The organism is Bacteroides ndongoniae (genome assembly GCF_900108345.1).
Taxonomy (GTDB): domain Bacteria; phylum Bacteroidota; class Bacteroidia; order Bacteroidales; family Bacteroidaceae; genus Bacteroides; species Bacteroides ndongoniae.
The window spans coordinates 33954-57921 of the sequence record NZ_FNVV01000013.1 but is presented as its reverse complement, the minus strand read 5'-3'; the positions used below and the strand labels follow the sequence as shown (position 1 = coordinate 57921).

20 protein-coding genes, 1 pseudogene and 1 riboswitch are annotated in these 23968 nt (G+C 49.6%); of the genes and pseudogenes, 17 read left to right on the top strand and 4 right to left on the bottom strand.

Features of this window, described 5'->3' with window-relative positions:
- Positions 1-5 precede the first annotated feature (5 nt).
- The 13 genes from BQ5591_RS04380 to BQ5591_RS04320 all read left to right on the top strand — a co-directional run bounded on the left by BQ5591_RS04380 (position 6) and on the right by BQ5591_RS04320 (position 14917).
- Positions 6-1583, top strand: a complete 1578-nt coding sequence (locus BQ5591_RS04380; protein ID WP_004320531.1) for a hypothetical protein — start codon at positions 6-8, stop codon at positions 1581-1583.
- A 3-nt stretch (positions 1584-1586) separates the two neighbouring features.
- Positions 1587-2975 carry a toprim domain-containing protein gene (locus BQ5591_RS04375; protein ID WP_004320533.1) on the top strand — a complete coding sequence of 463 codons (1389 nt, stop codon included), beginning with the start codon at positions 1587-1589 and terminating at the stop codon, positions 2973-2975.
- Positions 2972-3469 carry a PH domain-containing protein gene (locus BQ5591_RS04370; protein ID WP_004320535.1) on the top strand — a complete coding sequence of 166 codons (498 nt, stop codon included), beginning with the start codon at positions 2972-2974 and terminating at the stop codon, positions 3467-3469. Before BQ5591_RS04375 ends, BQ5591_RS04370 begins: the two co-directional genes overlap by 4 nt.
- Positions 3450-4139, top strand: a complete 690-nt coding sequence (locus BQ5591_RS04365) for a hypothetical protein (RefSeq protein ID WP_004320537.1) — start codon at positions 3450-3452, stop codon at positions 4137-4139. The genes BQ5591_RS04370 and BQ5591_RS04365 overlap by 20 nt, the downstream gene beginning before the upstream one ends.
- Before the next feature lie 13 nt (positions 4140-4152).
- Positions 4153-4836, top strand: a complete 684-nt coding sequence (locus tag BQ5591_RS04360) for a hypothetical protein (protein ID WP_004320540.1) — start codon at positions 4153-4155, stop codon at positions 4834-4836.
- 13 nt (positions 4837-4849) lie between these two features.
- Positions 4850-5515: a hypothetical protein gene (locus tag BQ5591_RS04355; protein WP_004320541.1), complete on the top strand. Its 666-nt coding sequence runs from the start codon at positions 4850-4852 to the stop codon at positions 5513-5515.
- A 25-nt stretch (positions 5516-5540) separates the two neighbouring features.
- Complete coding sequence (locus tag BQ5591_RS04350; RefSeq protein ID WP_004320543.1) at positions 5541-6371, top strand: M23 family metallopeptidase; 831 nt, start codon at positions 5541-5543, stop codon at positions 6369-6371.
- A 23-nt stretch (positions 6372-6394) separates the two neighbouring features.
- On the top strand, positions 6395-6676 hold the full coding sequence (locus tag BQ5591_RS04345) for a hypothetical protein (RefSeq protein ID WP_004301295.1): 282 nt from the start codon (positions 6395-6397) through the stop codon (positions 6674-6676).
- An 8-nt stretch (positions 6677-6684) separates the two neighbouring features.
- The gene (locus BQ5591_RS04340) at positions 6685-8484 is read left to right on the top strand and encodes a hypothetical protein (RefSeq protein ID WP_004320545.1); all 1800 of its coding nucleotides are present in this window, start codon (positions 6685-6687) and stop codon (positions 8482-8484) included.
- Positions 8485-8511: 27 nt separating this feature from the next.
- Complete coding sequence (locus BQ5591_RS04335) at positions 8512-10773, top strand: MutS N-terminal domain-containing protein (RefSeq protein ID WP_004320548.1); 2262 nt, start codon at positions 8512-8514, stop codon at positions 10771-10773.
- Between the two features lie 12 nt (positions 10774-10785).
- The gene (locus BQ5591_RS04330) at positions 10786-12342 is read left to right on the top strand and encodes a glucosaminidase domain-containing protein (RefSeq protein WP_004320549.1); all 1557 of its coding nucleotides are present in this window, start codon (positions 10786-10788) and stop codon (positions 12340-12342) included.
- Positions 12343-12614: 272 nt separating this feature from the next.
- On the top strand, positions 12615-13223 hold the full coding sequence (locus BQ5591_RS04325) for a hypothetical protein (protein ID WP_004320554.1): 609 nt from the start codon (positions 12615-12617) through the stop codon (positions 13221-13223).
- A gap of 5 nt (positions 13224-13228) precedes the next feature.
- Positions 13229-14917: a zincin-like metallopeptidase domain-containing protein gene (locus BQ5591_RS04320; protein WP_071148615.1), complete on the top strand. Its 1689-nt coding sequence runs from the start codon at positions 13229-13231 to the stop codon at positions 14915-14917.
- Between the two features lie 52 nt (positions 14918-14969).
- Here BQ5591_RS04320 and BQ5591_RS04315 read toward each other — a convergent pair whose 3' ends face one another.
- The 4 genes and pseudogenes from BQ5591_RS04315 to BQ5591_RS04300 form a co-directional block, all read right to left on the bottom strand.
- A complete protein-coding gene (locus BQ5591_RS04315; RefSeq protein ID WP_004320558.1) occupies positions 14970-15344 on the bottom strand; it encodes a hypothetical protein in 375 nt (124 codons plus the stop codon).
- A gap of 14 nt (positions 15345-15358) precedes the next feature.
- Positions 15359-15613 carry a hypothetical protein gene (locus BQ5591_RS04310; RefSeq protein ID WP_004320560.1) on the bottom strand — a complete coding sequence of 85 codons (255 nt, stop codon included), beginning with the start codon at positions 15611-15613 and terminating at the stop codon, positions 15359-15361.
- Complete coding sequence (locus tag BQ5591_RS04305) at positions 15610-16077, bottom strand: hypothetical protein (protein ID WP_004320562.1); 468 nt, start codon at positions 16075-16077, stop codon at positions 15610-15612. The genes BQ5591_RS04310 and BQ5591_RS04305 overlap by 4 nt, the downstream gene beginning before the upstream one ends.
- Before the next feature lie 426 nt (positions 16078-16503).
- Positions 16504-16985: pseudogene (locus BQ5591_RS04300) on the bottom strand (hypothetical protein).
- A 514-nt stretch (positions 16986-17499) separates the two neighbouring features.
- A riboswitch (cobalamin riboswitch) is annotated at positions 17500-17691 on the top strand.
- A 157-nt stretch (positions 17692-17848) separates the two neighbouring features.
- On the opposite strand from BQ5591_RS04300, the gene BQ5591_RS04295 reads away from it, so the two are divergent.
- The 4 genes from BQ5591_RS04295 to BQ5591_RS04280 all read left to right on the top strand — a co-directional run bounded on the left by BQ5591_RS04295 (position 17849) and on the right by BQ5591_RS04280 (position 23941).
- Positions 17849-18817 (top strand): DUF4465 domain-containing protein, encoded by a 969-nt coding sequence (locus BQ5591_RS04295; RefSeq protein WP_004320565.1) that lies wholly within the window; start codon positions 17849-17851, stop codon positions 18815-18817.
- A 283-nt stretch (positions 18818-19100) separates the two neighbouring features.
- Complete coding sequence (locus tag BQ5591_RS04290) at positions 19101-20081, top strand: IS30-like element IS4351 family transposase (protein WP_005794072.1); 981 nt, start codon at positions 19101-19103, stop codon at positions 20079-20081.
- A 21-nt stretch (positions 20082-20102) separates the two neighbouring features.
- Positions 20103-21878, top strand: a complete 1776-nt coding sequence (locus BQ5591_RS04285) for a PKD-like domain-containing protein (RefSeq protein WP_005944261.1) — start codon at positions 20103-20105, stop codon at positions 21876-21878.
- Between the two features lie 8 nt (positions 21879-21886).
- Positions 21887-23941, top strand: coding sequence for a DUF4971 domain-containing protein (locus tag BQ5591_RS04280; protein WP_071148614.1), 2055 nt, complete (start codon positions 21887-21889; stop codon positions 23939-23941).
- Positions 23942-23968: the final 27 nt, after the last annotated feature.

Below are 23968 nucleotides of genomic sequence, written 5' to 3'. Positions count from 1 at the left end.
AGACTATGGCGATACGAACGAATACCAATCCCCGGCAGATGGACTTGCAGCCCGAAATGCGCGATATGCTGATGCGCAACGGGCTTCAAGCCCATGTTGCACTTGACGATGCAGGGTATCGGCTGATCGTGCAGGGACATGACTCGCCCCTGCTGGTCTATCCGATCACCGAACGTCAGATGTTGGCACTCACGGACTGGGGAACGAACACTGCCAACAAGAAGGCCTACAACGTGCTGACGAGCATCGTGGGCAAGGACTTCTATATGCCCAAGAACTTCGTCCATGCCCGCAATGCCAACGGTCGTGTGGCTATGGGGCTGCACGGCTACCGCATCGTCATCGGCGAGTACGGGCGCATGGGGCGTATGGGAATGCCCCCGCCGTTCCTTGGCTGGACACCTCGCAACCAGTTGGGCTTCCACCTTCGCAGGGTCGGCGGCCAACTGTTCTTTCCGGGGCCGTCCATCGTACCCGAACGCCCCGACGGGCGCATGAAGCCCGGCGAACTGCAATCAGGCGGTTACGGCTTCTATTACAAGGGGCATCAACAGGAGCAGCCCGTACAGCAACGGGATGTGCTGCAGGACTTGCAGGCGGCTATCACGCCGATGGTCAGCCGTCCACGCAGCAAGGAACCGGCACGGCCGTACAAGGAGCTTATAGCCTCTCCGGTCTATTTCTCCAACGAGAAATGGGCGGAGTGCCTTGCCTCGCACGGTCTTGTCGTGGATGCGGAAAAGCAGACGCTGACCGTGCAGTCGGAAAGCGTCCAAGCCGATATGGTCTATGACCTGACGGAAGAGGAAGTGAGGACACTGGTTGCCGCACCCATCGAGGAGCAGCCCGTAGAGAAACGTCTGGAACTGCTGAACGGCATTATCGGGGCTGACTTTTCCGACAAAGTGACGATGGAGGCTCTCAACAGCGATCAACGCATCGCTATCGGTCTGCATCCCGAAGTACAGCAGGATTTGAAACAACGCCAACGGCAGGAGCAAGAGGCTTTTATGCCAGTGAAAACCTCGCTGCAACAGCAAGAGGAATCCGTACAGGGAAATATCGGTGCGGTAGTGGACGGGCGTGACCTCCAGTTTTTGAATGAAAACAAGGGATGGTATCGGGAAGAGAAACACGGGCGGGAAGTCGAAGTGAGCCAGATAGCCGTTCAACCGGCACAGACCGAGGGGAAATACAGGATGACCGCCGTTATCGACGGTCAGGCTATCAGCCATGAGATAACCCAACGGGACTACGACAAGTTCCTTGCTGTGGATGACTATCACCGGATGAAGCTCTTTTCCAAGATTTTCAGCGAAGTGGACATGAAAACACGCCCGGAAGCACAGCGGGGTCTCGGCACGAAAATCTTTGCCGCCCTCACCGCAGGTACGGTAGTCGCGGCGGGTGTCGCACACGGCATCCACCATCACTGCCATGCCCCGGAGTTCTACGGCGAGTGTTTCGGCGGTCCGCCACGCCCGTACTTCAAGCCGGGTGTCGATACGCCGAGGGATGTGGCCATCCGTTGTTTCGAGGCAGAGATGAACCGTGAAATCAATGATATGAGAATGGGGAGGTAAACCATGAGAGAGGGCGAACTGACTTATGACGATTTTCTGCGCAGGCTGAACATTCAGGACGTGCTTATCGACGCGGGCTATCACCTGAACCGGCGTGACGGCCTGCGCTATCCCTCGTATGTCCGGTTGGACAGCGAGGGGCGGCGCATCCGCAACGACAAATTCATTGTCACGCAGCAAGGGAAATGTTGTTTCAAACCGCAACAGCAGAAGTCGTATAACATCATTTCCTTTATCAAGGAGCATCCGCATTTTTTCGCGGAATACCATGCCGGTGTGTCTCCCGACCGACTGGTAAACCTTGTCTGCAACCGGTTGCTGAACCATCCCGTCGCTGACCGGGATACCCGGATTATCCAGCCTAAACGGGATGTGAAGCCGTTTGACATGGCGGATTACGACATTCACCAGTTCAATCCGCAGGATCGGGCGACACAAAAGAAGTTCTATCCGTTCTTCAAGCATCGGGGCATCGACCTTTACACGCAATACGCCTTCCACCGGAACTTTTGTCTGGCGACGAAACACCGTGAGGACGGCATGAAATACACCAACCTCGCCTTTCCGCTGACCGTTCCGAAAGATACGGGACAGGTTGTCGGTCTGGAAGAGCGAGGGCGCCCTCGCATGGATGGCAGCGGCAGTTATAAAGGGAAGGCGGAAGGGAGCAATTCGAGCCAAGGGCTATGGATTGCCAGCCCAGCCAAAACTACGCTTACCGAAGCCAAGCATATCTACTGGTTCGAGAGTGCATACGACGCGATGGCCTATTACCAGCTTCATCAGGCCAACGACAAGGATTTGCGGAAAGCGGTCTTCATATCTACCGGCGGTAACCCGACGGTGGAACAGATGCGGGGTGTCCTCACGCTCTCGCTTCCTGCCAAGCAACACATCTGTTTCGATACCGACCTTGCGGGAATCGAGTTTGCCAAGAACCTGCAACAGGAGATGTACCGGGCTGTCCGTTCCACCATCGAGGAGACACCGGAGCGGAAGCCTTATCTGGATTCCGTCGCTGACGGCAAGAACCTCGATGAAGGAGACATAGACCTGCTGCCCGACGCTTTGCGGTCGAGCTACGGGAAATATGAATCCGCATGGGAAGAAGCCATGTCGATGCGTTCGAGCGGCCTGTGCCATCCGGACGACATACGGGAACAGACGGATATCATGAACGGAAATTACAAGGAGTTCCGTGAAGGATTGCGGGAGTTCCTCGGTCTGGACAAGGCGAATGACGCCTCTTTTGTCCGTGAACAGCCTACCTATCCCAACAAGGACTGGAACGAACAGCTTTTGGCCGGGCAGAAACAGGAAGAGACGGTCGATGAGACACAGGCGAGAGAACAGTCACCGGAAGAGGAACAACAAACACACTTTCGCCGATGATGACCGATGCACCCACAGGACATTTCCAAAGCATCGTGCTGCAACCGCACGCCGGACAGTTCGTCATCGACGAGCTGCCCGCAATCGTATTGTGCTGTGCAGCATGGGTGTACGGTGGCATGGAGGGACTGCCTCTGACAGCTCTTGCCGTATCGGTTGCCGCATTGCTTTCTTTGGCATTGCTGTACCGTTTCATCTATCTGCGCCGGACACGCTACCACATCGGTAGCGAGCAGCTTATCAGCAGGCATGGGGTGCTGTCCCGGAAGACGGACTACATGGAACAATATCGTATCGTGGACTTTGTGGAACACCAAAGCCTCATGCAGCAGCTTTGCGGCCTAAAGACGGTACGCATCTTCTCGATGGACAGGAATACACCCCGGCTTGATTTGGTAGGCATCAGACACAACTTCGATGTGGTAACGCTTATCCGGGAACGGGTCGAGTATAACAAACGAAAAAAGGGAATATATGAAATCACGAATCATTAGTCTGGTCATTTTTGCCCTCTGCCTGATGCCACACTGGGCAAAAGCCCAAATCACGGCGTCCAATCCGTTGGAATGGATGGCGTTGGCCGAGGGCAACGAGGTTATCAATGACCAAATAGAGAAACAGATAAATGGTCAGACGAAGACAGCTATGCTGCAGAACAGCATCGCCGCCGAGTTTAACCGCATCCACAAATGGGAGAAGCAGTACAACAGTTATCTCAAGACGGTAAGCGGCTACGCTTCATCGCTGAAAGCCTGCACCCATCTCTACAACGACGGCGTGAGAATCTTTCTCACGTTAGGGAAATTGGGCAACGCCATCCGAAACAACCCGCAGGGCATCATCGCCTCCATGAGCATGAACAATCTGTATATCGAGACGGCAACGGAACTGGTATCGGTCTTCACGCTCCTGAATGACGCAGTGGCCAAGGGCGGCAAAGAGAATATGCTCACGGGTGCGGAACGCAGCAAGACCTTGTGGGCGTTGAACGACAAACTTTCGGTTTTCAGCCGGAAGCTGCACCTGCTCTACCTGAGCATACGGTACTATACCCTCAATGACGTGTGGAACAACGTGACGGCCGGGATGCTCGACCGCAACAACGGAGAGGCGGCACGGATGGCCATGTCCCGTTGGCGCAGGGCTGCCGTCCTTGCACGATAAAATCAGGTGAATGATGAAACGGACGATTTGGATAGGCATCTTATTGCTGTGCATCGGTATCGGCAAGGTTCGGGCACAGAACGACCCCGTGCTTGCCGGGATGATCCTGCTCTATACCGACAAGGCGGAAAAGGAGCTGAAGAACCAGGAGAAGGTCATGCTGATACAGACCACCGGACACCTGTGGACGAAAGAGGAAGTGAAAGCCACGACCGACCTGCAACGGGAGTTCAACAACTATTTGGACTCTTTCCGGTCGATAATCTGCTACGCAGCGCAGATATACGGTTTTTACCACGAAATATCAAGGCTGACGGACAATATGGGAGACTTTACCAGACAGGTAAGCCGCAATAGTCCCAACGCGCTGGCCGTTGCTCTCTCCACGCAACGGAACCGCATTTACCGGGAACTGATTATGAACAGCGTGGAGATTGTGAATGACATCCGCATGGCGTGCCTGTCAGACAACAAAATGACGGAGAAGGAGCGCATGGAAATCGTATTTGGCATCCGTCCGAAGCTCAAGATGATGAACAAGAAACTGCAACGGCTGACCAAGGCGGTGAAATACACGACGATGGGCGACATCTGGCGTGAAATCGACGAGGGGGCACGCCCGGCAGCCGACAAACGGGATATCGTGGAAGCCGCCAAAAGACGCTGGCGGCAGATAGGAAGAAATGTAAGACCTTAAAAACAGACAACGTATGGGCGTTTGGAGTACACTATTGAAATATGGCGGCAAGGCCATGAAAGGTGTCGGTACGGCTACAGCGACTACCGGCAAAAGTATGGGTAAGGCAGTGCTGCACCCTTCGCAGACCTTGCGTGGCGCGGGTCAGGCCGTCAAGACGGCGACCATCGGCGGTGCGGTCGGTTATGTGGGCTGGGAGAAGCTGACCACCGACAAAAGCGTGGTGCGTATCGTGAGCGATGCGGTCATCGGCGAACCGGCAACGAATACCCTCGCGGAGACGGCGGACGGAGTGCGTGAACTGACGGGCAAGGCCGGGGAAGCCGTCAGTTCGGTCAGCGGTGCGGTAACCGGCATCGACAACAAGCTGAACGGTGTGTCGAACTTTTTGCGCCAAGCCTCCGGTGGCGGAGGCCTTGATATGTTCGGCAACTTTTTCCGTAACCTCGGCAGCGGCAACGTGTCGGGGCTGAGTATTGCCGGGCTGGTTGCGGCGGCGTTCCTCATATTCGGACGCTTCGGCTGGCTGGGCAAGATTGCCGGCGCATTCCTCGGCATGATGCTCATCGGCAACAATGCGGGTGTCTTCCGAACGCCGGAGACAGAAAACGTGCAGCGCACCCGGACGCCCGAACTTCCGGCAGAGGAACAGACGCATGGCGGAGGGATGAGAAGATAGGGATATGAATCAATAGGTAAACAGCATGAAATATACAGAAGAAATGATCCTGCAATCCGATAGCGGTTATTGTATGCCTTTCGAGGAACAGCAGGGCAAAGACGTGGAGCTGTCGCTCGGCTACGGCGAACAGACCGACCCGGCGACGGGCGAGAAATTCTTTCATCACGGCATTGACTTCAACGTGCGGTGCTATATGCTTTCTGCCCTCGCCAGCGGCATTGTGTCGGGCGTGGGCAACGATTCCGGACACGGCATCTGCCAGACCATCCGCTACGGGGAGTATGAGGTGACATACGGAAATCTGTCCAATGTCTTCGCTCAATTCGGACAGCGTGTAAAGGCCGGACAGACGGTAGCTTTGAGCGGTGACAAACTGCACATGACCGTCCGCTTCAAGGGCGAGGAACTGAACCCGCTGGAGTTCCTGACGATGCTGTACGGGAACATACAGGCAATGCGTCAGGCCGGCGGACACGAGACAGACTATTTATCCGGCTTGGAGATGGAACTGAAAACCGATTATGAACGGGACAAAAGGGAGATAGAGGAACTGATGCTGCACTTCCTGCCGCACTATATGGAGGATTTGCGGCATGGAGCATACACCTTGCCCCGGAATACGGAGCAGTCGCTACGCCACATCTTCACGGTGGGCGCGATGAAGGAGTATTTCTACGAGAATATGCCGAGCATGGCCAATCCGCTCGGACTGGGACACAAGGCCATGCCGCTGGCCTGCAAGGTGCAGAACCTCCTTATTGCGGATTTCCTGCATTACCTCGCCCTGCGGCATGATGTGTACCTCTCCACTGCGAGCAGCGACATAAAAAAAAACTCCATGACGAAGCCCTGACCTATGGCGGCATCATAGACCCGTTGGCGGAACTGGACATCGACATACAGAGCTTCGACATACCGAGGCTTGTCACGGTCTATCCCGACCGGGCGGGTGTGCGCTGGTGGACCAAGGCATGGTTCAACAATCGGGAAGAGGGCGAGACATCCGTCGAAATCGAACGGGAGCAGGCGATACGGTTCATGCAGGACAACATCGAAAAGGACGCATGGCTGGAAGAGTTCTTTCCCCGGCAGATGGAGGTTTACCACAACGCCATCGAGCAGACGAAAGAACAGCTATTGAAACAGATAAATATATAATACACAACATGGATGGAATCAGACATAGCCGGCAATTCGCGGAAATAGAACGTCTTGTGAGCGATTATTTCCATTGCCATCTCGCTCCCGTCATGTCGAAAACGCAGGCTTTCCTCACGAAGAAGCAGGGCGAGGAAATGAGGGAGTATTCCACCTCATTGGGCGGCATACTCAGCGCAATGGCGTCTGCGGCACAGCCGATGGGCGACCCGTACCAGGTACTCAAGGTTACGGGCGAATGGAACTCGAAGACGACGGAGGACTACATCGGAATGTGCAAGGCGGAGATTACCGGCTCCAAGGAGATACAGCAAGACCTCGCATACATGGCCGGGCAATGGCGCGATACCGTCGTGCGGGAAATCGGGCGTGAACGGTACAACGAACTGTCGGAACAATTGGGCGGTGACCTTGCCTACGCCTATATGGACTACCGGGTAGAGGAACTGATGATCGACCGGCTGGTCAAGGAGCGAATGCCGAAATCGTCAGCCGACTACATCATCCGCAAAGCCGCAGAATCAAGCTTGCTCGGACTTTCGCAGACCTTGAACCGCTCGCCGCTTGCTGAGGAAATCGAGGCACGGGGCGAAGCGGCCTACCGTCCGAAAGGATGGGAAAAAGGTGCGGGTCGGGTATTGGGCGCAACGGCGGATGCCGTCATGATGGGTGGCGCAGGTTCGTGGGCGACATTGGCAAAGTTTGTCGGGGCGGACGTGGCTATCTCGGCAGTCGCCTCACGCTTCGAGCCTGAAAAGTCGCCCAAGCTCTCTGTGGAGCAATGTATCAGCAAAGGTGTGTTCGGTAGCGAACGGAACGTGTTTACGGACTTCCGTAAGGAGGCTGCAACAGTACAGACGGGTGATAGTGCGCTTATTGTGGCGGCCAACGAGCAGTTGAAGAAAAAAATACCTGTGATGAACTTTAATTTTTTGGAGTGGATGCAGACACCAAAGTTTACCCCTTTCCAAATGTCCGAAAAGCCCGGACACCCTGAAAAGAAAAATGAACGTGCCGAACGGTACAAGGATGTGCCGCTCATCGTCGCTCCCGGACAGGAAGAAGCCTATTTGAAGCATTTGGAGAAATATAAGAATGCAACGGCTGTAAAATCCACAAAGGAATCAACACAGCCGGAAATGGAACAGAGGGAAAAAGTGGAGAAAGAGGAACGGCAGGTGGTTATTCCACATGAGGAAGAAAAGCAAGAGAGAGAGGCTGTGCAGACCAACACGAACGGATGGAGCGGATTGCTCGGTACATTGGGATTAGAGGGATTGGGCGATATCACGGGCAACCTCGGATATGTCATGGCCATGCTGCCCGACATCCTGCTGGGAGCTTTTACCGGCAAGACGCAATCGTTGCGCTTTGGGGACAACCTGTTGCCGATAGCGAGTATTGTGGCCGGTCTGTTCGTGCGTAACCCGCTGCTGAAGATGCTCCTTGTCGGTCTGGGCGGCGCGAACTTGCTGAACAAGGCTGGACACGAGGCGTTGGGGCGTCCCATGCCGTCCGCCGACGTGCATACGGAAAACCAGTACCGCCGTTATCCCGACGAACCGCTCAATTCCCGTATCGTAAACCCTGTACTGCAAGGCAGCACGCTCATCGCCACGATAGACCGTGTGCCTTGTACCATCCAGCTCACGCCGACCGTCGCGGAGGCTTACCGTGCAGGGGCATTGCCGCTGAACACGCTGGCGAACGCCGTGCTTGCCAAGAGCGACCAGTTGCGCCATATTGCCTCGCAGAATTACGACGACGGACAGCGGGAGACGATTGTGCGCACACGGGGCATCCAATAAATCCATGAACAATAAAAGCATGATGATATGAAAGAAAAGTCGCAAATCGAAAAAAAAGCCGAAGAAAAGCAGACGGAACTGCTGTCTGCCGCACTGGGCGGGGCATCGAACGCCGGCGGCCATTGGCTCAACGTATCGGGCAAGGGATTTCCCCGGCTCTATCCGCAAGGGGTCTCGGCCAGCCCGTTCAATGCCCTCTTTATGGCCTTGCATTCGGACAATAACGGATGCAAGACCAACCTGTTCACGCTTTACAGTGAAACCAAGGCACGGGGGGCTGCGGTACGGGAGCATGAGCAGGGCGTACCGTTCCTGTTCTATAACTGGAACAAGTATGTCAACCGGAACAATCCGAATGAAACCATCGACCGTACCGCCTATCTCCAATTGGACGAAGAGCAGAAGGCACAGTTCAAGGGTGTCCACAACCGAGAAATCCGCACGCTTTTCAATATCGACCAGACGACGTTGCCCTACGTGGACAAGCCGGCTTACGAGGATGCGGTAAAGCAGGACGGCAGTGTTCAGGAAAGAGGATATGCCGAGGCGGACAACCGCAGGTTGCGCACTCGGTTCAACGACTTTCTATTGAAGATGCGGGACAACCTCGTTCCCGTGCGCTCGGACGGTAGCGGAGTTCCTCATTACGAGACGGACAAAGATGCGGTCTATATGCCGCGCCAAAAGGATTTTGAGCATTACCACGATTATGTGCAGGAAGCCTTGCGGCAGATCGTGAGTGCCACAGGACATCAACAACGACTTGCCCGTGAAGGCATGGTCATGAAGAATGGTGTGGCTCCGTCAGAGGATGCGGTAAAATATGAAAGGTTGGTTGTGGAACTGGCTTCGGGTATCAAGATGTTGGAACTGGGACTGCCCGCGCGTTTGTCCGATGCAAGCCTGAAGACGGTGGATTACTGGTGTCGGGAGTTCAAGGAAAACCCGTGTATAATGGACGCTCTCGAAAGCGACGTGAACAATGCGCTTGATGTTATCCGAAAAGCGGAACGGGGCGAGAAAATTGAGTACGCCACCCTGCGAAACAGACGGCAGACCACGACCATGCAGGAACAGATGCCCAAGCATTACTTTGTGGCGAATGAAATCCGCCAGCACCCGGACAAGGCGGCGAAAAGCATCGTCCTCGTCATCGACCGGGAGGCGAAATCGGCGGATGTCATTTTGCCGGCAGGAGCTTCGACCGAGGCGAACAACGAGATTCCCGGCATGAACAAGGGGCGTATCGAACGGGCATTGCAGAAAGAGGGTATCGAGCAGGTGCGTTTCTATAATACTGACGGTGCATTGGGTTACAGACCCGATGACAGCTATTTCAATGAAAAAATGGTGACACTGGCCCGGTTAAGGAACTACACGTTGGAAAAGCTCTCCACGCTGGACGTGTCGGAAGCTGTCAGACGGGCGAATGAGGTCGGGTTCGATGCCGTGCAGATGATTCAGGATGACAAGAACCGTTGGGCACTCTATATCAAGCCGGAAAACAAGGAGGGGTACAGCGTCTATCCCGACAAGGAGGATGTGAACCGTTTTTTCTCCACGCTCAAGCAGGCGATGGACAACATCGACAAGGTACGGATGGAGCTGGCGCACAAGTATTATGCACTGGCGGAGGTCAAACCCGACCTGAAAGTGGATTTGTTCGGCAGCGATACGCCGGAGATTGACCTGAACCGTATTCAGCGTGTTGCCATCTTCAAGACCAGGCAGGATGGAATCCAGTGTGTGGCAACCATCGACGGACAAAAGCTGCAGCCCCGCAGCGTCACTCCACAGCAGTGGCAACGGATGTGGGTGGCGGAAGACCGTGACGGCTACAAGCGGCATTTGGCGGCTACGCTGTTTGCCGATGTGCTGCAAAAGGGACAATCCGTCGGGGAACAGAAAGCGGAAGAGCAGGTACGGCAACAGAATGAGGTGGTGGCGGAAAATCGGTCGGAAGAGACGAATGATGAAAATATGTCTCCGAAACGGCAGTTTTGGGACAACCTCAAGGAAAAGCATCCCGACGCCCTGTATCTGATTCGTGCAGGAGAAGTCTATCGGCTTTATAATGAGGATGCGGCAAAGGGAGCTGATATATTGGGGATTACGATGAAGAAATATCCGGAACGTGGATTTTCGGCTTTCGCAGAGTTCCCAAGGACGCAACTGGACAGCTATCTGCCCAAACTTGTCCGTGCTGGTGAGCGTGTCGCCATCAGTGAGATAGAGCTACAGGATAAACGGCAGGACGAGCAGGAAACACATAGGGGTATTCATAGATAAGGAGTGACGATTATGACCAAGAATCAGGAATATGCACTGCAATACGCAGATTATGCGATGGCACAGATGCGAAGGTATGGCATCCCGGCTTCCGTCACATTGGCGCAAGGCATACTGGAAAGCAGCAACGGACAGAGCCGTCTGGCAAGGAACGAGAACAACCATTTCGGCATCAAGGCAACTTCCTCGTGGATTGCCGAAGGCGGCAAATACGGAATCTACACCGATGATAAGCCGAATGAAAAGTTCTGCAGCTATGACAGCGTGGGTGATTCATACGAGCATCATTCCCGCTTTTTGAAGGAGAACAGCCGCTATGCCGGTTGCTTCAAACTCTCCCCGGACGATTACAAGGGCTGGGCACAAAGCATTGAGAAAGCCGGTTACGCCACAGGCGGCAAGTATGCCGAGAACCTGCAGAAAATCATTGAGCAGAACGGCTTGCAGAAGTATGACAGACAGGTGATGCAGGAGATGACGGCACAAGGCCGGCAGTTCGGGGTGGAACACAATCCGCTCCAGACTTCCGAGAGTGCGGAACATGGAACGGGGTATTCGTTCCCGGTGGAACGGGAGGAATTTCTGTTCATTACCTCTCCGTTCGGAACACGGCAAGACCCGTTGGACAGCACAAAGCAACAGATGCACAAGGGCGTGGATATCCGTTGCAAAGCCGACGCGGTACTGGCTACGGAGAGCGGCGGCAAGGTCGTGGCGGTAAACCAGAACAAGAATACACCCGGCGGCAAGTCGCTGACGGTGGAATATGCTCGGACGGACGGCAGCAAGGTACAATGTACCTATATGCACCTCAAGGAGATTTCCGTCAAGGTCGGCGATACGGTACAGGCAGGCGGACGGCTTGGCACATCGGGCAATACGGGGACACGGACGACCGGGGAACATCTGCATTTCGGTGTGAAGAATATCTATGCCGACGGGACGAAACGGGATATAGACCCTGCGGCGTATCTGGCTGAAATCGCACAGAAAGGACATATCAAATTGCAAATGCTGCACAACGGAAATGACCTGCTCGTCAAATACAAGGCGGCGGAAGATACCGTGCCTGAAAAGAACCTTTCGCCAGACGGATGGATGAAAAAACTCCTTTCGTCGGAGGATAGCGGTGTGGGAATATCGGGATGCAACGACCCGATTGTGGAGATGGCGATGACCGCTTTCGCCTCCCTGATGCTTTTAGCCACACAGATTGATAACCGGGAGGAAGAGGAACAGAAGACGGCGATATCCGCCGCGATGGATCTTCGTACCATCGACCTGAAGCCGTTGTTGCCGAATATGAAGAACTGCGACCTGACTATCGGCGAGAACGGCAAGGCCATTCTGAAAGCGGACAACGGGGAACTGCATGTCTCGCGGGAGCTGACCGCTTCCGAGCTGAACCGGTTGTCTGCCACGTTGAACAACGGTACACTCACGGAAGAGGCCAAACAGATGCGTGTAACCGGTATGCTGAATACGGTTATCCTGTCGGAAGCGGCCTCACAGAATTTTGAGCAGGGGATGACCCGGCAACAGGGACAAACGGAAAACCTGCGAAGATAAAGGCATGGCGATATGATAAAATGCGTGATGATACAGCTATGCAAGTGTCTGGCGGGAGTTTCCCTCCTTGCGTTGCACCTCCGGTTCTGCTACCTGCTGTTGGGATGGATCGGGACGCTCGTTGTCGTGGGCGTGCAATTAGCCATCGCCGGATGGATGGTCTGGGCGATGATACGCGCACCCGACTGACCGCACTCTACAACAGTTCAACATCAATCAACCCATGTATCACTTGTCCGGATGATCCATGTATCATTAAAGACAAAAAACAGATGATTAAATGTAATGTTACGGTATGCGGCGTTATCGGCCGCGATGCGTCGGTTCGCAAGAATAAAGAAGAGAAAGAATTTCTGGTGTTTCCGCTCCGGGTACAGATTCCGGCGACGGGTGGCGGGCACACTATCGAGGTGGATGTCCGCAAGGAGGGCTGTCAGGAGGAAGCCGCCGGTTATCGGAACGGCTCCCGTGTAGAAGTGAGGGGTACGATGTATCTCAAACGCCGGGGCGACAAGCTATATTTCAACCTGTTCGCCGATGAAATCTGCAATGCCGCTACGGATGATGCGGATTGCGTCAAGGGCGAGCTGGTGTTTCGTGGTAAGGTCGGCCAGAACATCGAGGAAAAAAGGGATAAGAAAGACCAGCCTTATACGGTGTTCTCGGCGTTTAGCGCAGAGAAGGTCGATGACGGCTTCGAGTACCAGTGGGTGCGCTTCTTCTGTTTCGGTAAGGAGCGCGAAGCGTGGTTGCAGCCGGGTGTAAAGGTGGATGCCAAAGGTGAAATGAACCTGTCGGCACACAACGGGAAAATCAACCTTTCCTGCAAGATGGAGGAACTGACGCAATATGTGGCGGATTCGTCTAACTATAATCAATAAGGGTTATGGCCGGTTACAGAAAGAAGAATGCCGACGGACCGAACAGCGAGGACAAGGCTCTTGACCTGTTCGCCGAAATGATGATCGAGAAAATCGAGGGCATTCAAAAGGACTGGAAAAAGCCTTGGTTTACGGAGGGTACGCTACAGTGGCCCCGCAACCTTCACGGGCGCGAGTACAACGGGATGAATGCTTTTATGCTGCTTTTGCACTGCGAGAAAGAAGGGTACAAGATTCCCCGTTTCTGCACGTTCGATTGTGTTCAGAAGCTCAATAAGCCCGGAAAGGATAGAGAGGAACTGCCGCGTGTCTCCGTGCTTCGTGGTGAAAAATCCTTTCCGGTCATGCTCACCACGTTCACTTGTATCCATAAGGAGACTAAGGAGAAAATCAAGTATGACGATTACAAGAAACTCTCCGATGACGAAAAGGAACAATACAATGTCTATCCGAAGATGCAGGTGTTCCGGGTCTTCAATGTCGCGCAAACTAACTTGCAGGAAGCGAGACCGGAGCTGTGGCAAAAACTGGAGCGAGAAAATTCGCGTCCGGCAATCGAGGAGGGCGAGCATTTCAGTTTTGCCCCAGTCGATACGATGATAAGGGATAACCTGTGGATTTGTCCGATTACGCCGAAATATCAGAATGACGCCTACTATTCCATCACGAAGAACGAAATCATCGTACCCGAAAAGGAGCAGTTCAAATCGGGAGAATCGTTCTACGGGACACTGTTCCACGAGATGACGCACTCCACCGGAGCGGAAAACGTACTTGACAGGTTCAAGCCGACTACTTTCGGTTCTCCTGAATATGCCCGTGAGGAACTGGTGGCAGAGTTAGGCAGCGCACTGGTCGCACAGCGTTACGGCATGACCAAGCATATCAAGGAGGACAGTTGCGCGTATCTTAAAGGTTGGCTTGATGAGCTGAAGGAATCGCCACAGTTCATCAAGACAACGCTTCTGGACGTGAAAAGGGCAACCTCGATGATTACCCAGAAGGTGGATAAGATAGCGCAAGAACTGGAACAAAATGTCGGCGAGAAGCAGGAAAACGGAGCGGCAGCAAAGGAGAATACATTTTATTCTTCTGTTGCGTATCTCCAATTTTCGGATGACACGAGGCAGCTTGACGAACTTCGGGAGAAAGGCGATTACGAGGGATTGCTGACGCTTGCCAAGGAGTATTACGACGGCAATGGCATCAACGAACAGCATACTTATTTATCGGCCACGAACAACAAGGGTGACAGCCTTATTGCCGAGGATGAGAATTTCGCTGTCGTGTACAACGGGAGTGTCGGGGGAACCTACGAGGTGATGTTGAAATTCACGGAGCAGGAAATCCGAGACCATATCCGGCGTTACGGTGTCGATATCGCCGGAGATACAATAAAAGGGGTTGCCAGGGAGATGGCGGCGGAACAGTTCTCCGCTTTGGCGTATCAAAAGATTCCGGCCTTCGAGATGCCGAACGGTGAAGTGCTATATGTCGAATATAACAAGGAATCCGATACGCTTGATGTCGGGCAACCCACCAATGCCGGGCTGGTCGCGCAGCATCGTTTCCCTTACGACCACAATGTCGGGCTGGATGCCAATCTGCAAGCCGTGAACGAGAAGCTGAACGAGCTGGAAGAGTATCGGGCAGAACTACAAGAGGCAGAATACGGCAGCGGTATGCGCCGGTAAGGATGGAAAGAAAAAGATGCGGAACTGGTTGGCTCCGCATCTTTTTTGCAGTTTATTTCCCCAACAAACCGTCTATCATAGACTGTAAATTTGCTATGTCGCAATACTGGTTACATCCCCCTCGGTAGTCCTTTCCATTTTGAGCTGTCCGTATCAGAAACGAATCGAGTTCAATTCTTACGCCGCTGCCCATTCGTGACAGACCGGAAGAGTGGCTGATGTAAACGAACTTGCCGTTGCGCTCAATGAAGCAGGAGGTGTCATAATGCCCTTTTGAATTGGAAGCCACCTTTGCACCAACGGCTGCGGCATATTTGGAAATCTCACGCACCAATGCTGTCTGGAAACTGCGGTACTCTTTTGAAACATAGTCTCCTGCATCTGCAAGTATAGCGTCCTGCCATTTGGTATAAAAATTCTGTGCCATATTGATATTTATTATTATTCGTTCCGCAAATAACTTTTCCATTTCTCGCCGTCAATGGTCAGTTTGCCCATTTCCCAATCGTATTCCACTTCCGGTATATTGGTATAAGGGAAATGAACGGTGTAGCCTATCTGTCCGTAAGAGCAATGCAGAGGGGTAACGCAAATCTCCCAACCGAAGTAAGATTGCGGCGTGCAGTATTTTCGCCAGTTGAAACGACCTGCGGCAATATTGCCGCAAAGTCGTTTGAGTATGTCGTTTGTTGTCATTCTGTACCTCCTTTGCTGAGTATGGTGAGTTGTTCGGGACGGTCTGGAAACCAATAAGCATCACTGTCGATATATACGCATCTATAGCCATTCCAAGGTTTTCTGAAAGCTAATACTTCTTTGGGGCCAAATACCACCCCGTAGTCGTTTGTAAACGCCACCATATCGCCTACAGCCAAATCACTGTCTGTTTCCATGACTTCGGACAACCGGCTGAAAAACTCCATGCCCTCGGCTTCACGCTCTTTCTTCCAGCGCATAAACTCCTCTTTGTGGCTTCTTGATGAGCCAATAGGTAATAACTCCGATGCCAAAACCTCTGTCTCGGAAGAGCTTGTTGAGATTAAGATGATGCTGTCACTATCCACTTTTTCGGGAGTTGAGATAATTCGACATTCTATATCATTATCGGCAGTGTGCCAAAAAAGGAGGTTGCCTTGCTTGATGAAATCGTACTTGCTCATTGTCTTTTGATTTATTGTTTTTTTTATTTCCCTTTTCTTGAAGCCTTTTGACTTCGCCCAAAGGGGTTGTTTTCATGTGCGTCACAAACGGGGGGATGCAAGAACGATGAGCAAGGAACCTGCAATGAAATTTTATGAAATACCGTCATCTCCGATTACGGAAAGTTGTCGTCAAATTTTATTTCAGGTAGCGATAGCGGTACTTGGGCAATGTTCGTCCACCGTACCTTTGCACACGAAAACAGACCTGCGGCGTATGTCGGGGCTGTGAAGGGATTATACCCTTAAAACAGGAATATACCGGCTGTGAAACCGGTGGCGGAAGCTCTGCAGAGCATATTTATAAAAGTAACCGGGGAGCCTGTGCAAAAAAGAGAGCAACCACCCACTTTTGAGGCGGGTGGTTGCCAATGTTTCGGACAAACATCAGAAGTGGTAATCAACAACTCCTCCGATGTAGAGTATCGTTCCCGGTTCAAGCCTACAAACAAACTCCATAAACGTAAAGGACTGTTCGGCAAAAGACTGCAGCCATCGCCATCCAAATAGAAATGATAGGCGACATCCAACGGATTTTCCACTGCCTGTTTGAGATAATAGGTCGAACCCCATTCCAACATATTATCTGCCGTAAGAGCATTCGCTCTTTTTTTGATATTGGCGACATACTCCTCTTTCCATTGCTCTATTCCACCATTATAGCGCATGGTGTCATCGGATATAAGCTCGAACATTCCTTTGGGCAAGGCATGATTGACCAAATTGGCAATATCCTCTTTACGGTCTTCCTCGTCTATTTCTGAACAATAGTCATAGAAGCTCCCGTCTCCTTGCTGGAGTGTGTCCTCATTCAGATAGTTTTCTTTGTCTATCGGCTCCGTTGAAATTTGAAAAATCCTGCTGTGCATAATTGTAAATTTTAGATTGTCAAATATTTTCTTTTTTCCTTTTCTTGAAACTCTTTTGGCTTCTCGTCGGGGAATGATTTTTATGCAGGACTGACAGCGGGAAAAGGACGGATAAGGCAAGTAAACAGTGTACGGGATGAAACGGAATACCCAACCGCCCAATGTAAGAGCACAGTCAGGCTCGTCCGACTATGCCCTGCAACGAGGTGGGGAGTGAAAGTCAATCTTCGATTTGTGGAAGGCTGCCGTGAAGAATATCCGGGAACCGTTAGTGAAAGCGATACTTGACGACCAGACGCACGCTGTACCTTTGCATATAAAATCTCTCCGAAGAGAATTGCCGACGTGAGATGAAAAGAGACCATAATTGAGAAACGCTATTATTCATAAGGGGAAAAGACTATTCGTGGTTGTTATAAATGCTTGATTAACATGAAAATACAATTCGCGCCATAAAATAATCCTTTCTTGAAATAAAAATCACAGAAAAAGAAACAAGATTAAAAAATAACCATTAACTTTGCACCAGTCAAGTTTCCAATCGAAGCGTCGAACGGAATTAAAAGGGAATCCCGGTGAAAATCCGGAGCTGTACTCGCAGCTGTAAGTCCTATTAAAGTTTATCGCACTCTTTGCCACTGGTGAAAGCTGGGAAGGCGCGATAAGCGGGATGAGCCAGAAGACCTGCTTGATGAGATAGATTTAGTGACCACGGGATAATTGGCATTAGATTAAAATGAACAGAGGCTCGTCCACAGGCACCTATATTCTTTTTGATAACCGATTTCTCATTCGTTGCAAATCTGTCGCAATAAAAACGAATGTGTGTTTAAACTTTTTGTTTAACTTTTAATAATTAAGTTATGAAAAAGAATTTTAGATTCTTGGCAATGGCTGTTGTAGCAATGGCCGCCGCAGTGTTCACGGGATGTTCATCCGACGATGACTTCCTTGCTCCGTATGAGGAGAGTGCGATTCAAACCCGCGCGATAAGTTCTACCAATGCGCTTATCGATTTTGATAACGTACCTTCCAGCGTAATGGCTTCTGACCAGTATGGAAACAATCTCTATTCTGCCACGGCCAACGGCAAGCAGGTAACGACCGGCTACATCACTCAAATCGGGCAAACCGGTACGTACATTCAGTTCCCGATTAACTATTTGGAACAAGAATGGGTAAGCGGACAGCCTTGGGAATATGAATTTTGGAATGGTGGTTTTGCCATCTCTAATTTCCATAATCTGACACAGGGGGATTATCAAAACCAATGTAGCGTGTACTGGCCCAACGGCGGTCATAGCGGTAAAAATTTTGCTGTAGCTTTCGGTTATAGCGATTCATACAATGATTCACAAGCAACCTATGACAAATGTGCGAAGATTTACCTGACCGATGCAACCGGCTACAGAGTCGTTACCACAAACACTCCTGTCAAGGGTACACCGAAATATGGTAAATTCAACAGCGTATGGGTTTGTAATACGACTTATACCTACTTAGTCATGAAGGATGGCAACTCGTTTACACAAGGCTCTTTGTCGGCACAAAAAGGATGGTTTAAGGTGGTATTTGTTGCGTTGGATGCGACGGGTAAACCTACAGGTAAGGAAGTAGAATACTATTTGGCAAACTTCGATTCCAGTAAAGATGCAGAATCAGGTTTGACCAATAAAATCCGTACCGGATGGAATCAAGTGGATTTAAGCGGTTTAGGTGACAGCGTATGTACTGTAGCTATCAATTTCGAAGGAAGCGATTCAAGCGCATACGGATTGAACACTCCTGCTTACGTTGCTATAGACGATATTGATGTAACCGTAAACGAATAACATGAATTTGGGGCAAATGCTTTTTAACGGCAAGTGCAAAGTATTTGCCCCTTTTTATTATATCCCAATGGAGATTGGAATCAAATACTTTCTTCAAGGGAATTTCAGCATTAAAACTTGAGTTCAACTTATAAATGCAACTTTTTGGGTGCGGATAATAAGCAATAAAAACATTTATTTTTCAGAGAGGAAAGAGAGACAATGTCCCCCTTTCTCTCACTCTGAATGGATAAAGTTTGCTATCTTTGCTTTAATTGTCCGTCCAAAGAAAAAAAAGTTGCAGATGAGCAAACATATAACCGAGGAACAAAGGTATGCAATTTCTATGATGTTGCAAATACCGATGAGCAAAAAAGCAATAGCGGAAGCTATCGGAGTAGATAAAAGCACTGTTTACAGGGAGATAAAGCGCAATTGCGACGCCCGAAGTGGTAGCTATAGCATGGAGCTTGCCCAGCGAAAAGCAGACAGGCGCAAGCAGCAAAAACATCGCAAGGAAGTGCTTACACCGGCAATGAGAAAACGGATAATAAAGCTGTTGAAGAAAGGATTCAGCCCGGAGCAGATTGTCGGCAGGAGCCGCTTGGAGGGAATTGCGATGGTATCTCACGAAACGATATATCGCTGGATTTGGGAGGATAAGCGGCGGGGTGGCAAACTGCACAAATATCTTCGCAGACAAGGTCGCAGGTATGCCAAACGTGGTTCTAAAAATGCAGGGCGAGGATTTATCCCAGGCAGGGTGGATATTGATGAGCGTCCCGAGATAGTGGAACTGAAGGAGAGATTTGGTGATTTAGAGATAGATACAATTATTGGTAAGAACCACAAAGGTGCCATTCTTACCATTAACGACAGAGCAACAAGCAGGGTCTGGATACGCAAGTTGTCGGGAAAAGAAGCCATCCCGGTAGCTAAGATTGCAGTATGGGCACTGCGGAAAGTGAAAAACTTAATACACACAATTACGGCTGACAATGGAAAGGAGTTTGCAAAGCACGAGGAAATTGCGCAAAAATTGGAAATAAAATTCTATTTTTGCAAACCATACCACTCATGGGAACGTGGTGCCAATGAAAACACCAACGGGCTTATCAGGCAGTATATCCCAAAGGGTAAGGACTTTAGTGAAGTAACCAACAAACAGATTAAGTGGATTGAAAATAAACTCAATAATCGACCTCGTAAAAGACTTGGATACCTCACGCCAAACGAAAAATTTAAACAAATTATTAATCAGAATTCTGTTGCATTTGCAAGTTGAATTCAGCAAATTATAAATATAATGAAGAAGTATTTGCTTTTATTCTCCTTGACGATATTTCTATTTGCATGCAACAAAGACGAAGAAATATCGCAGGACGTGATATTGCCTCCTGTCATTGAGTTGGATAGCGAGGACGGAATCTACGTTGTAAAGATAGGAAAAGAGGTCGTTATTGAGCCGACCTATCAGAATGTCGATTACGCCGTTTATTCATGGAAATGCAACGGTCGTATCATTTCCGACGAGCCTCAATTGAAATACATTTTCAACGAATGCGGTTCGTATTACGTTACCCTGCGTGTGGATACGAGGGATGCCAGCACAGAGGAAGAAATTCGTGTGGATGTCAATGAATTGGCTCCGCCCGTTATTTCATTGGTAACCCCCTCTATAGGGCTTAAAGTTGTCGCAGGACGTGAGTATATCCTTACACCCGACATTCAAAATGCAGAAGGAGCTACTTATTTGTGGACTCTTAACGGAAACGAAGTCGGAACGGAAAATACTTATACATTCAAGCAAGATGAGTTGGGAACTTATGAACTGACCTTAACCGTAACAAATGAAGACGGACAATCAAAGAAGACAGTTTCTATTGAGGTTGTCGATAAACTTCCGATTGAAATCGTAGTTCCGTCATCTTTATATTTTACCGAGAATAATACCAAATACGTAGAATTAGGACGTACTTTGTTTGTCCGCCCCTTTGTATCAATAAGTGCCGAGCCTTCTTATCAATGGAGTTTGGACGGGCAACCGATTGAGGGAGCCAATTCTTTGGTTTACGGTTTCAAACCCGCTAAAACCGGAGAACACACGCTTACCTTTACTGTGAAATACGACAATCAAGATACAAAAGCAGTGCTCACCCGTAATATTTCGGTCTCCGGTGTCGATGAAGTCAGTGTCAATATTCCGGTGAAATGTTGTGAAGCGGCCGGAAAAAGACCTTTTGCTGCCGGAAATTCCATTTACAGCAATAAAGTATATGAATTTGTTCCGGCTCCGGGACAATTTGTAAACGAAACGAATACAGCAGGTTTCAATGGGGAAAGCACGCACGAAGCAGCCTGTGCTTACGCACAAAAACGTCTTGATAATGAACAATATGTTTCTCTCGGAGGTTGGGGAGGATATATTGTAGTAGGATTCGACCACAGTATCGAAAACAAAGGCGGTTATGATTTTTCCATCAAAGGAAATGCCTTTGATTCGTCAAATGAACCGGGCATTGTATGGGTAATGCAAGATGTCAATGGAGACGGCTTGCCCAACGATGAATGGTATGAACTGAAGGGTTCTGAATATGGAAAACCCGAAACCATTCAGGACTATGCCGTAACTTATTTCCGTCCCGGTCCCAACATGGACACCCAATGGCAAGACAACAAGGGAAATAAAGGGGCGATTGACCGTCTCGGCAACTATCACCCGCAAGAGTTTTATTATCCTTTGTGGATTGAAGAGGATTCCTATACGTTATACGGCACATGCCTGAAAGCACGTACCGAACAAAGCCCGTCGACAGGCATGTGGTCCAATAATCCGTTCGGGTGGGGATATGCCGATAATATTGGTGATGATATGCCCAATAAAGACAATCCTAACGCGGGAGCACTTGGAAACTATTTTAAGATTTCCGATGCGCTCAATATCGACGGCACGTCTGCAAACCTTTCCCATATCGACTTTATCAAGGTGCAGACCGGAGTCAATGTAAAAGCCGGATGGTTAGGGGAAAATTCCACGGAAGTTTTCAAGTTCTGTGATGAAAACAACAATAACGACAAATAAAATTCATTATGAACAAAATATATCATTTCATCCTATTCTGTTTCGCTACGCTCTGCCTTGCTGCATGTAGTGATGACGACCCTGAAGTAAGCGGAATAGACGGCAAGGATCACTTCATCTCCGAGTTTGCTCTAACTGTAGATGGCATTACCTATCAAGCCATGATAGTCGGGGACAAGATTACAGTTGAGATACCTTATAATACCAGTCTGAAAGGGGCTACCGTAGAGTATGCCCTTTGCGAGGGAGCCTCTATTAACCCGAATCCATCGACCATAGAGGATTGGGAGAATGAATGGAAATTCGTAGTTACCTCCAAAATGCAGGATAGCAAAGTATATTCCTATACTTATCAATATACAGACATCGAACAGAGCGGCAGCGTAGTACTTGCCACGCAAGCCGAGGTTGATAATTTTGCAAAGACAGGAATAAACAAAATCGAAGGCAGCCTGACCATCGGAACGGCAGACGGAGAAGAAATCACCAATCTGGACGGACTTGCCAACCTGAAACAAATCAGTAACTCCCTTGTCATCAATCCGTCTTACAAAGGAACGGATTTGACCGGGTTGGATAATCTGGAACAACTCGGAAGTTTCAAATTAGGTTCGACAACTTCTGCCAGTAAAAACATAATGCTCAAAACGGTTAATCTGCCCTCTTTGCTTGGAGTGACCGGTGATTTTGTCGTTAACAGTTCTGTCATTGAAAAAATATCTATACCCAAAGTCGAGTTCATTGGTGAGGATATGTATATAACTTCCGATGCTTTACTTGATTTGGATGCAAATGCCGTTGAATCTGTCGGAGCTTCCTTAATTGTCAAAGGTTCGGTAGCACAAAAAGAATCAGCGACAACCGAAGCCATTGTTTTCTCAGCGCTCAAACAGGTCGGGAATGAACTTACAATCCAATATTTTCCCAAACTGCAAGGAATTTATCTACCGGCATTGGAAAGTGTGGCCGGTACTGCCTCATTCTCCGATATGTCCTCCATCGGAAGTCTTGCAATGACCGAATTACATTCGGTTGGAGGACTAACTATAAAAAATTGCAAAGAAATTTCCATTGTTGAACTTCCCGGTCTTATTTCCTGCGGAGAGACCAGTGTGGATGCGAATAAAGTCAATAAACTCAATATAGCTTCTTTGAAAGATGTACTCGGTGATATGACTTTAACTAATCTGCTCATAGAAGAACTGGATTTGTCCCAGATAAATTTTAACGGAAATACACTTACCCTACAATGTAAGCAACTAAATAAAATCGTAGGATCGGAAACATTTAACGGTAGCCTTTTTCTACTTCCTAAAGATTGTCGATTGACAGAATTTACGTTGGAAGGAATCTCAAATATACAGGGTGACTTCCAATGCATAGATTATTTTTGTGTAAAAGAATTTGTTATGCCATTTATTCGTGTGGCAGGAGATATGACTATTGCATTGAATTCGGGAAGTGTTAATACGGCGGCGGAAATCGAATTTCCTAAATTGCAGGAAATTGGAGGGACCTTAACATTAGGGACAAATAGGAATGCAAATAATATTACCTTCCCGTTATTGAAAAAAATTCTCGGTTCATGTTCAGTTACGACTTACAAACTTAAGAATGATATTGAGTTTACCAATCTGGAAAGCATTGGAACGGATGGAGCTGATGCACAAATTAAGTTTGAGATTGAGGCTACTAATATTCTATGTCCCAAATTAAAAACGATAAATGGGAAGTTTGATATTGCAACATCTTCTTTTATGTTTGATATGGAAGTAGATAAAGTATCTTATCCTAACGTAGAATCAATATCCGAAAATCTTTCAATAACATGCCCGTATTCTGATTTTGGTTCTAATGGTATTTTGTCCATTGATTTTTCAGGTCTCAAATCAGCAAAAGGGATTAGTATAAGCGGGCAAGGAGATGTTACTGATTTCAGTTCTTTCAAATACCTGTTTGAAAACAATGTTCTAACAGGAGAATCTCAATGGTCTGTCAAAGAATGTGGTTACAACCCCACTTTCCAAGAGATGAAAGACGGGAAGTACAAGCTTGCCGAATAGATAACGAAACAATAAATTTTCTGCCAA

Excerpts from the sequence above, each read along its gene's own strand:
- BQ5591_RS04380 (WP_004320531.1), top strand. The coding sequence starts at position 6 with ATGGCGATACGAACGAATACCAATCCCCGGCAGATGGACTTGCAGCCC.
- BQ5591_RS04375 (WP_004320533.1), top strand. The coding sequence starts at position 1,587 with ATGAGAGAGGGCGAACTGACTTATGACGATTTTCTGCGCAGGCTGAAC.
- BQ5591_RS04370 (WP_004320535.1), top strand. The coding sequence starts at position 2,972 with ATGATGACCGATGCACCCACAGGACATTTCCAAAGCATCGTGCTGCAA.
- BQ5591_RS04365 (WP_004320537.1), top strand. The coding sequence starts at position 3,450 with ATGAAATCACGAATCATTAGTCTGGTCATTTTTGCCCTCTGCCTGATG.
- BQ5591_RS04360 (WP_004320540.1), top strand. The coding sequence starts at position 4,153 with ATGAAACGGACGATTTGGATAGGCATCTTATTGCTGTGCATCGGTATC.
- BQ5591_RS04355 (WP_004320541.1), top strand. The coding sequence starts at position 4,850 with ATGGGCGTTTGGAGTACACTATTGAAATATGGCGGCAAGGCCATGAAA.
- BQ5591_RS04350 (WP_004320543.1), top strand. The coding sequence starts at position 5,541 with ATGAAATATACAGAAGAAATGATCCTGCAATCCGATAGCGGTTATTGT.
- BQ5591_RS04340 (WP_004320545.1), top strand. The coding sequence starts at position 6,685 with ATGGATGGAATCAGACATAGCCGGCAATTCGCGGAAATAGAACGTCTT.
- BQ5591_RS04335 (WP_004320548.1), top strand. The coding sequence starts at position 8,512 with ATGAAAGAAAAGTCGCAAATCGAAAAAAAAGCCGAAGAAAAGCAGACG.
- BQ5591_RS04330 (WP_004320549.1), top strand. The coding sequence starts at position 10,786 with ATGACCAAGAATCAGGAATATGCACTGCAATACGCAGATTATGCGATG.
- BQ5591_RS04325 (WP_004320554.1), top strand. The coding sequence starts at position 12,615 with ATGATTAAATGTAATGTTACGGTATGCGGCGTTATCGGCCGCGATGCG.
- BQ5591_RS04320 (WP_071148615.1), top strand. The coding sequence starts at position 13,229 with ATGGCCGGTTACAGAAAGAAGAATGCCGACGGACCGAACAGCGAGGAC.
- BQ5591_RS04315 (WP_004320558.1), bottom strand. The coding sequence starts at position 15,344 with ATGGCACAGAATTTTTATACCAAATGGCAGGACGCTATACTTGCAGAT.
- BQ5591_RS04310 (WP_004320560.1), bottom strand. The coding sequence starts at position 15,613 with ATGACAACAAACGACATACTCAAACGACTTTGCGGCAATATTGCCGCA.
- BQ5591_RS04305 (WP_004320562.1), bottom strand. The coding sequence starts at position 16,077 with ATGAGCAAGTACGATTTCATCAAGCAAGGCAACCTCCTTTTTTGGCAC.
- BQ5591_RS04295 (WP_004320565.1), top strand. The coding sequence starts at position 17,849 with ATGAAAAAGAATTTTAGATTCTTGGCAATGGCTGTTGTAGCAATGGCC.
- BQ5591_RS04290 (WP_005794072.1), top strand. The coding sequence starts at position 19,101 with ATGAGCAAACATATAACCGAGGAACAAAGGTATGCAATTTCTATGATG.
- BQ5591_RS04285 (WP_005944261.1), top strand. The coding sequence starts at position 20,103 with ATGAAGAAGTATTTGCTTTTATTCTCCTTGACGATATTTCTATTTGCA.
- BQ5591_RS04280 (WP_071148614.1), top strand. The coding sequence starts at position 21,887 with ATGAACAAAATATATCATTTCATCCTATTCTGTTTCGCTACGCTCTGC.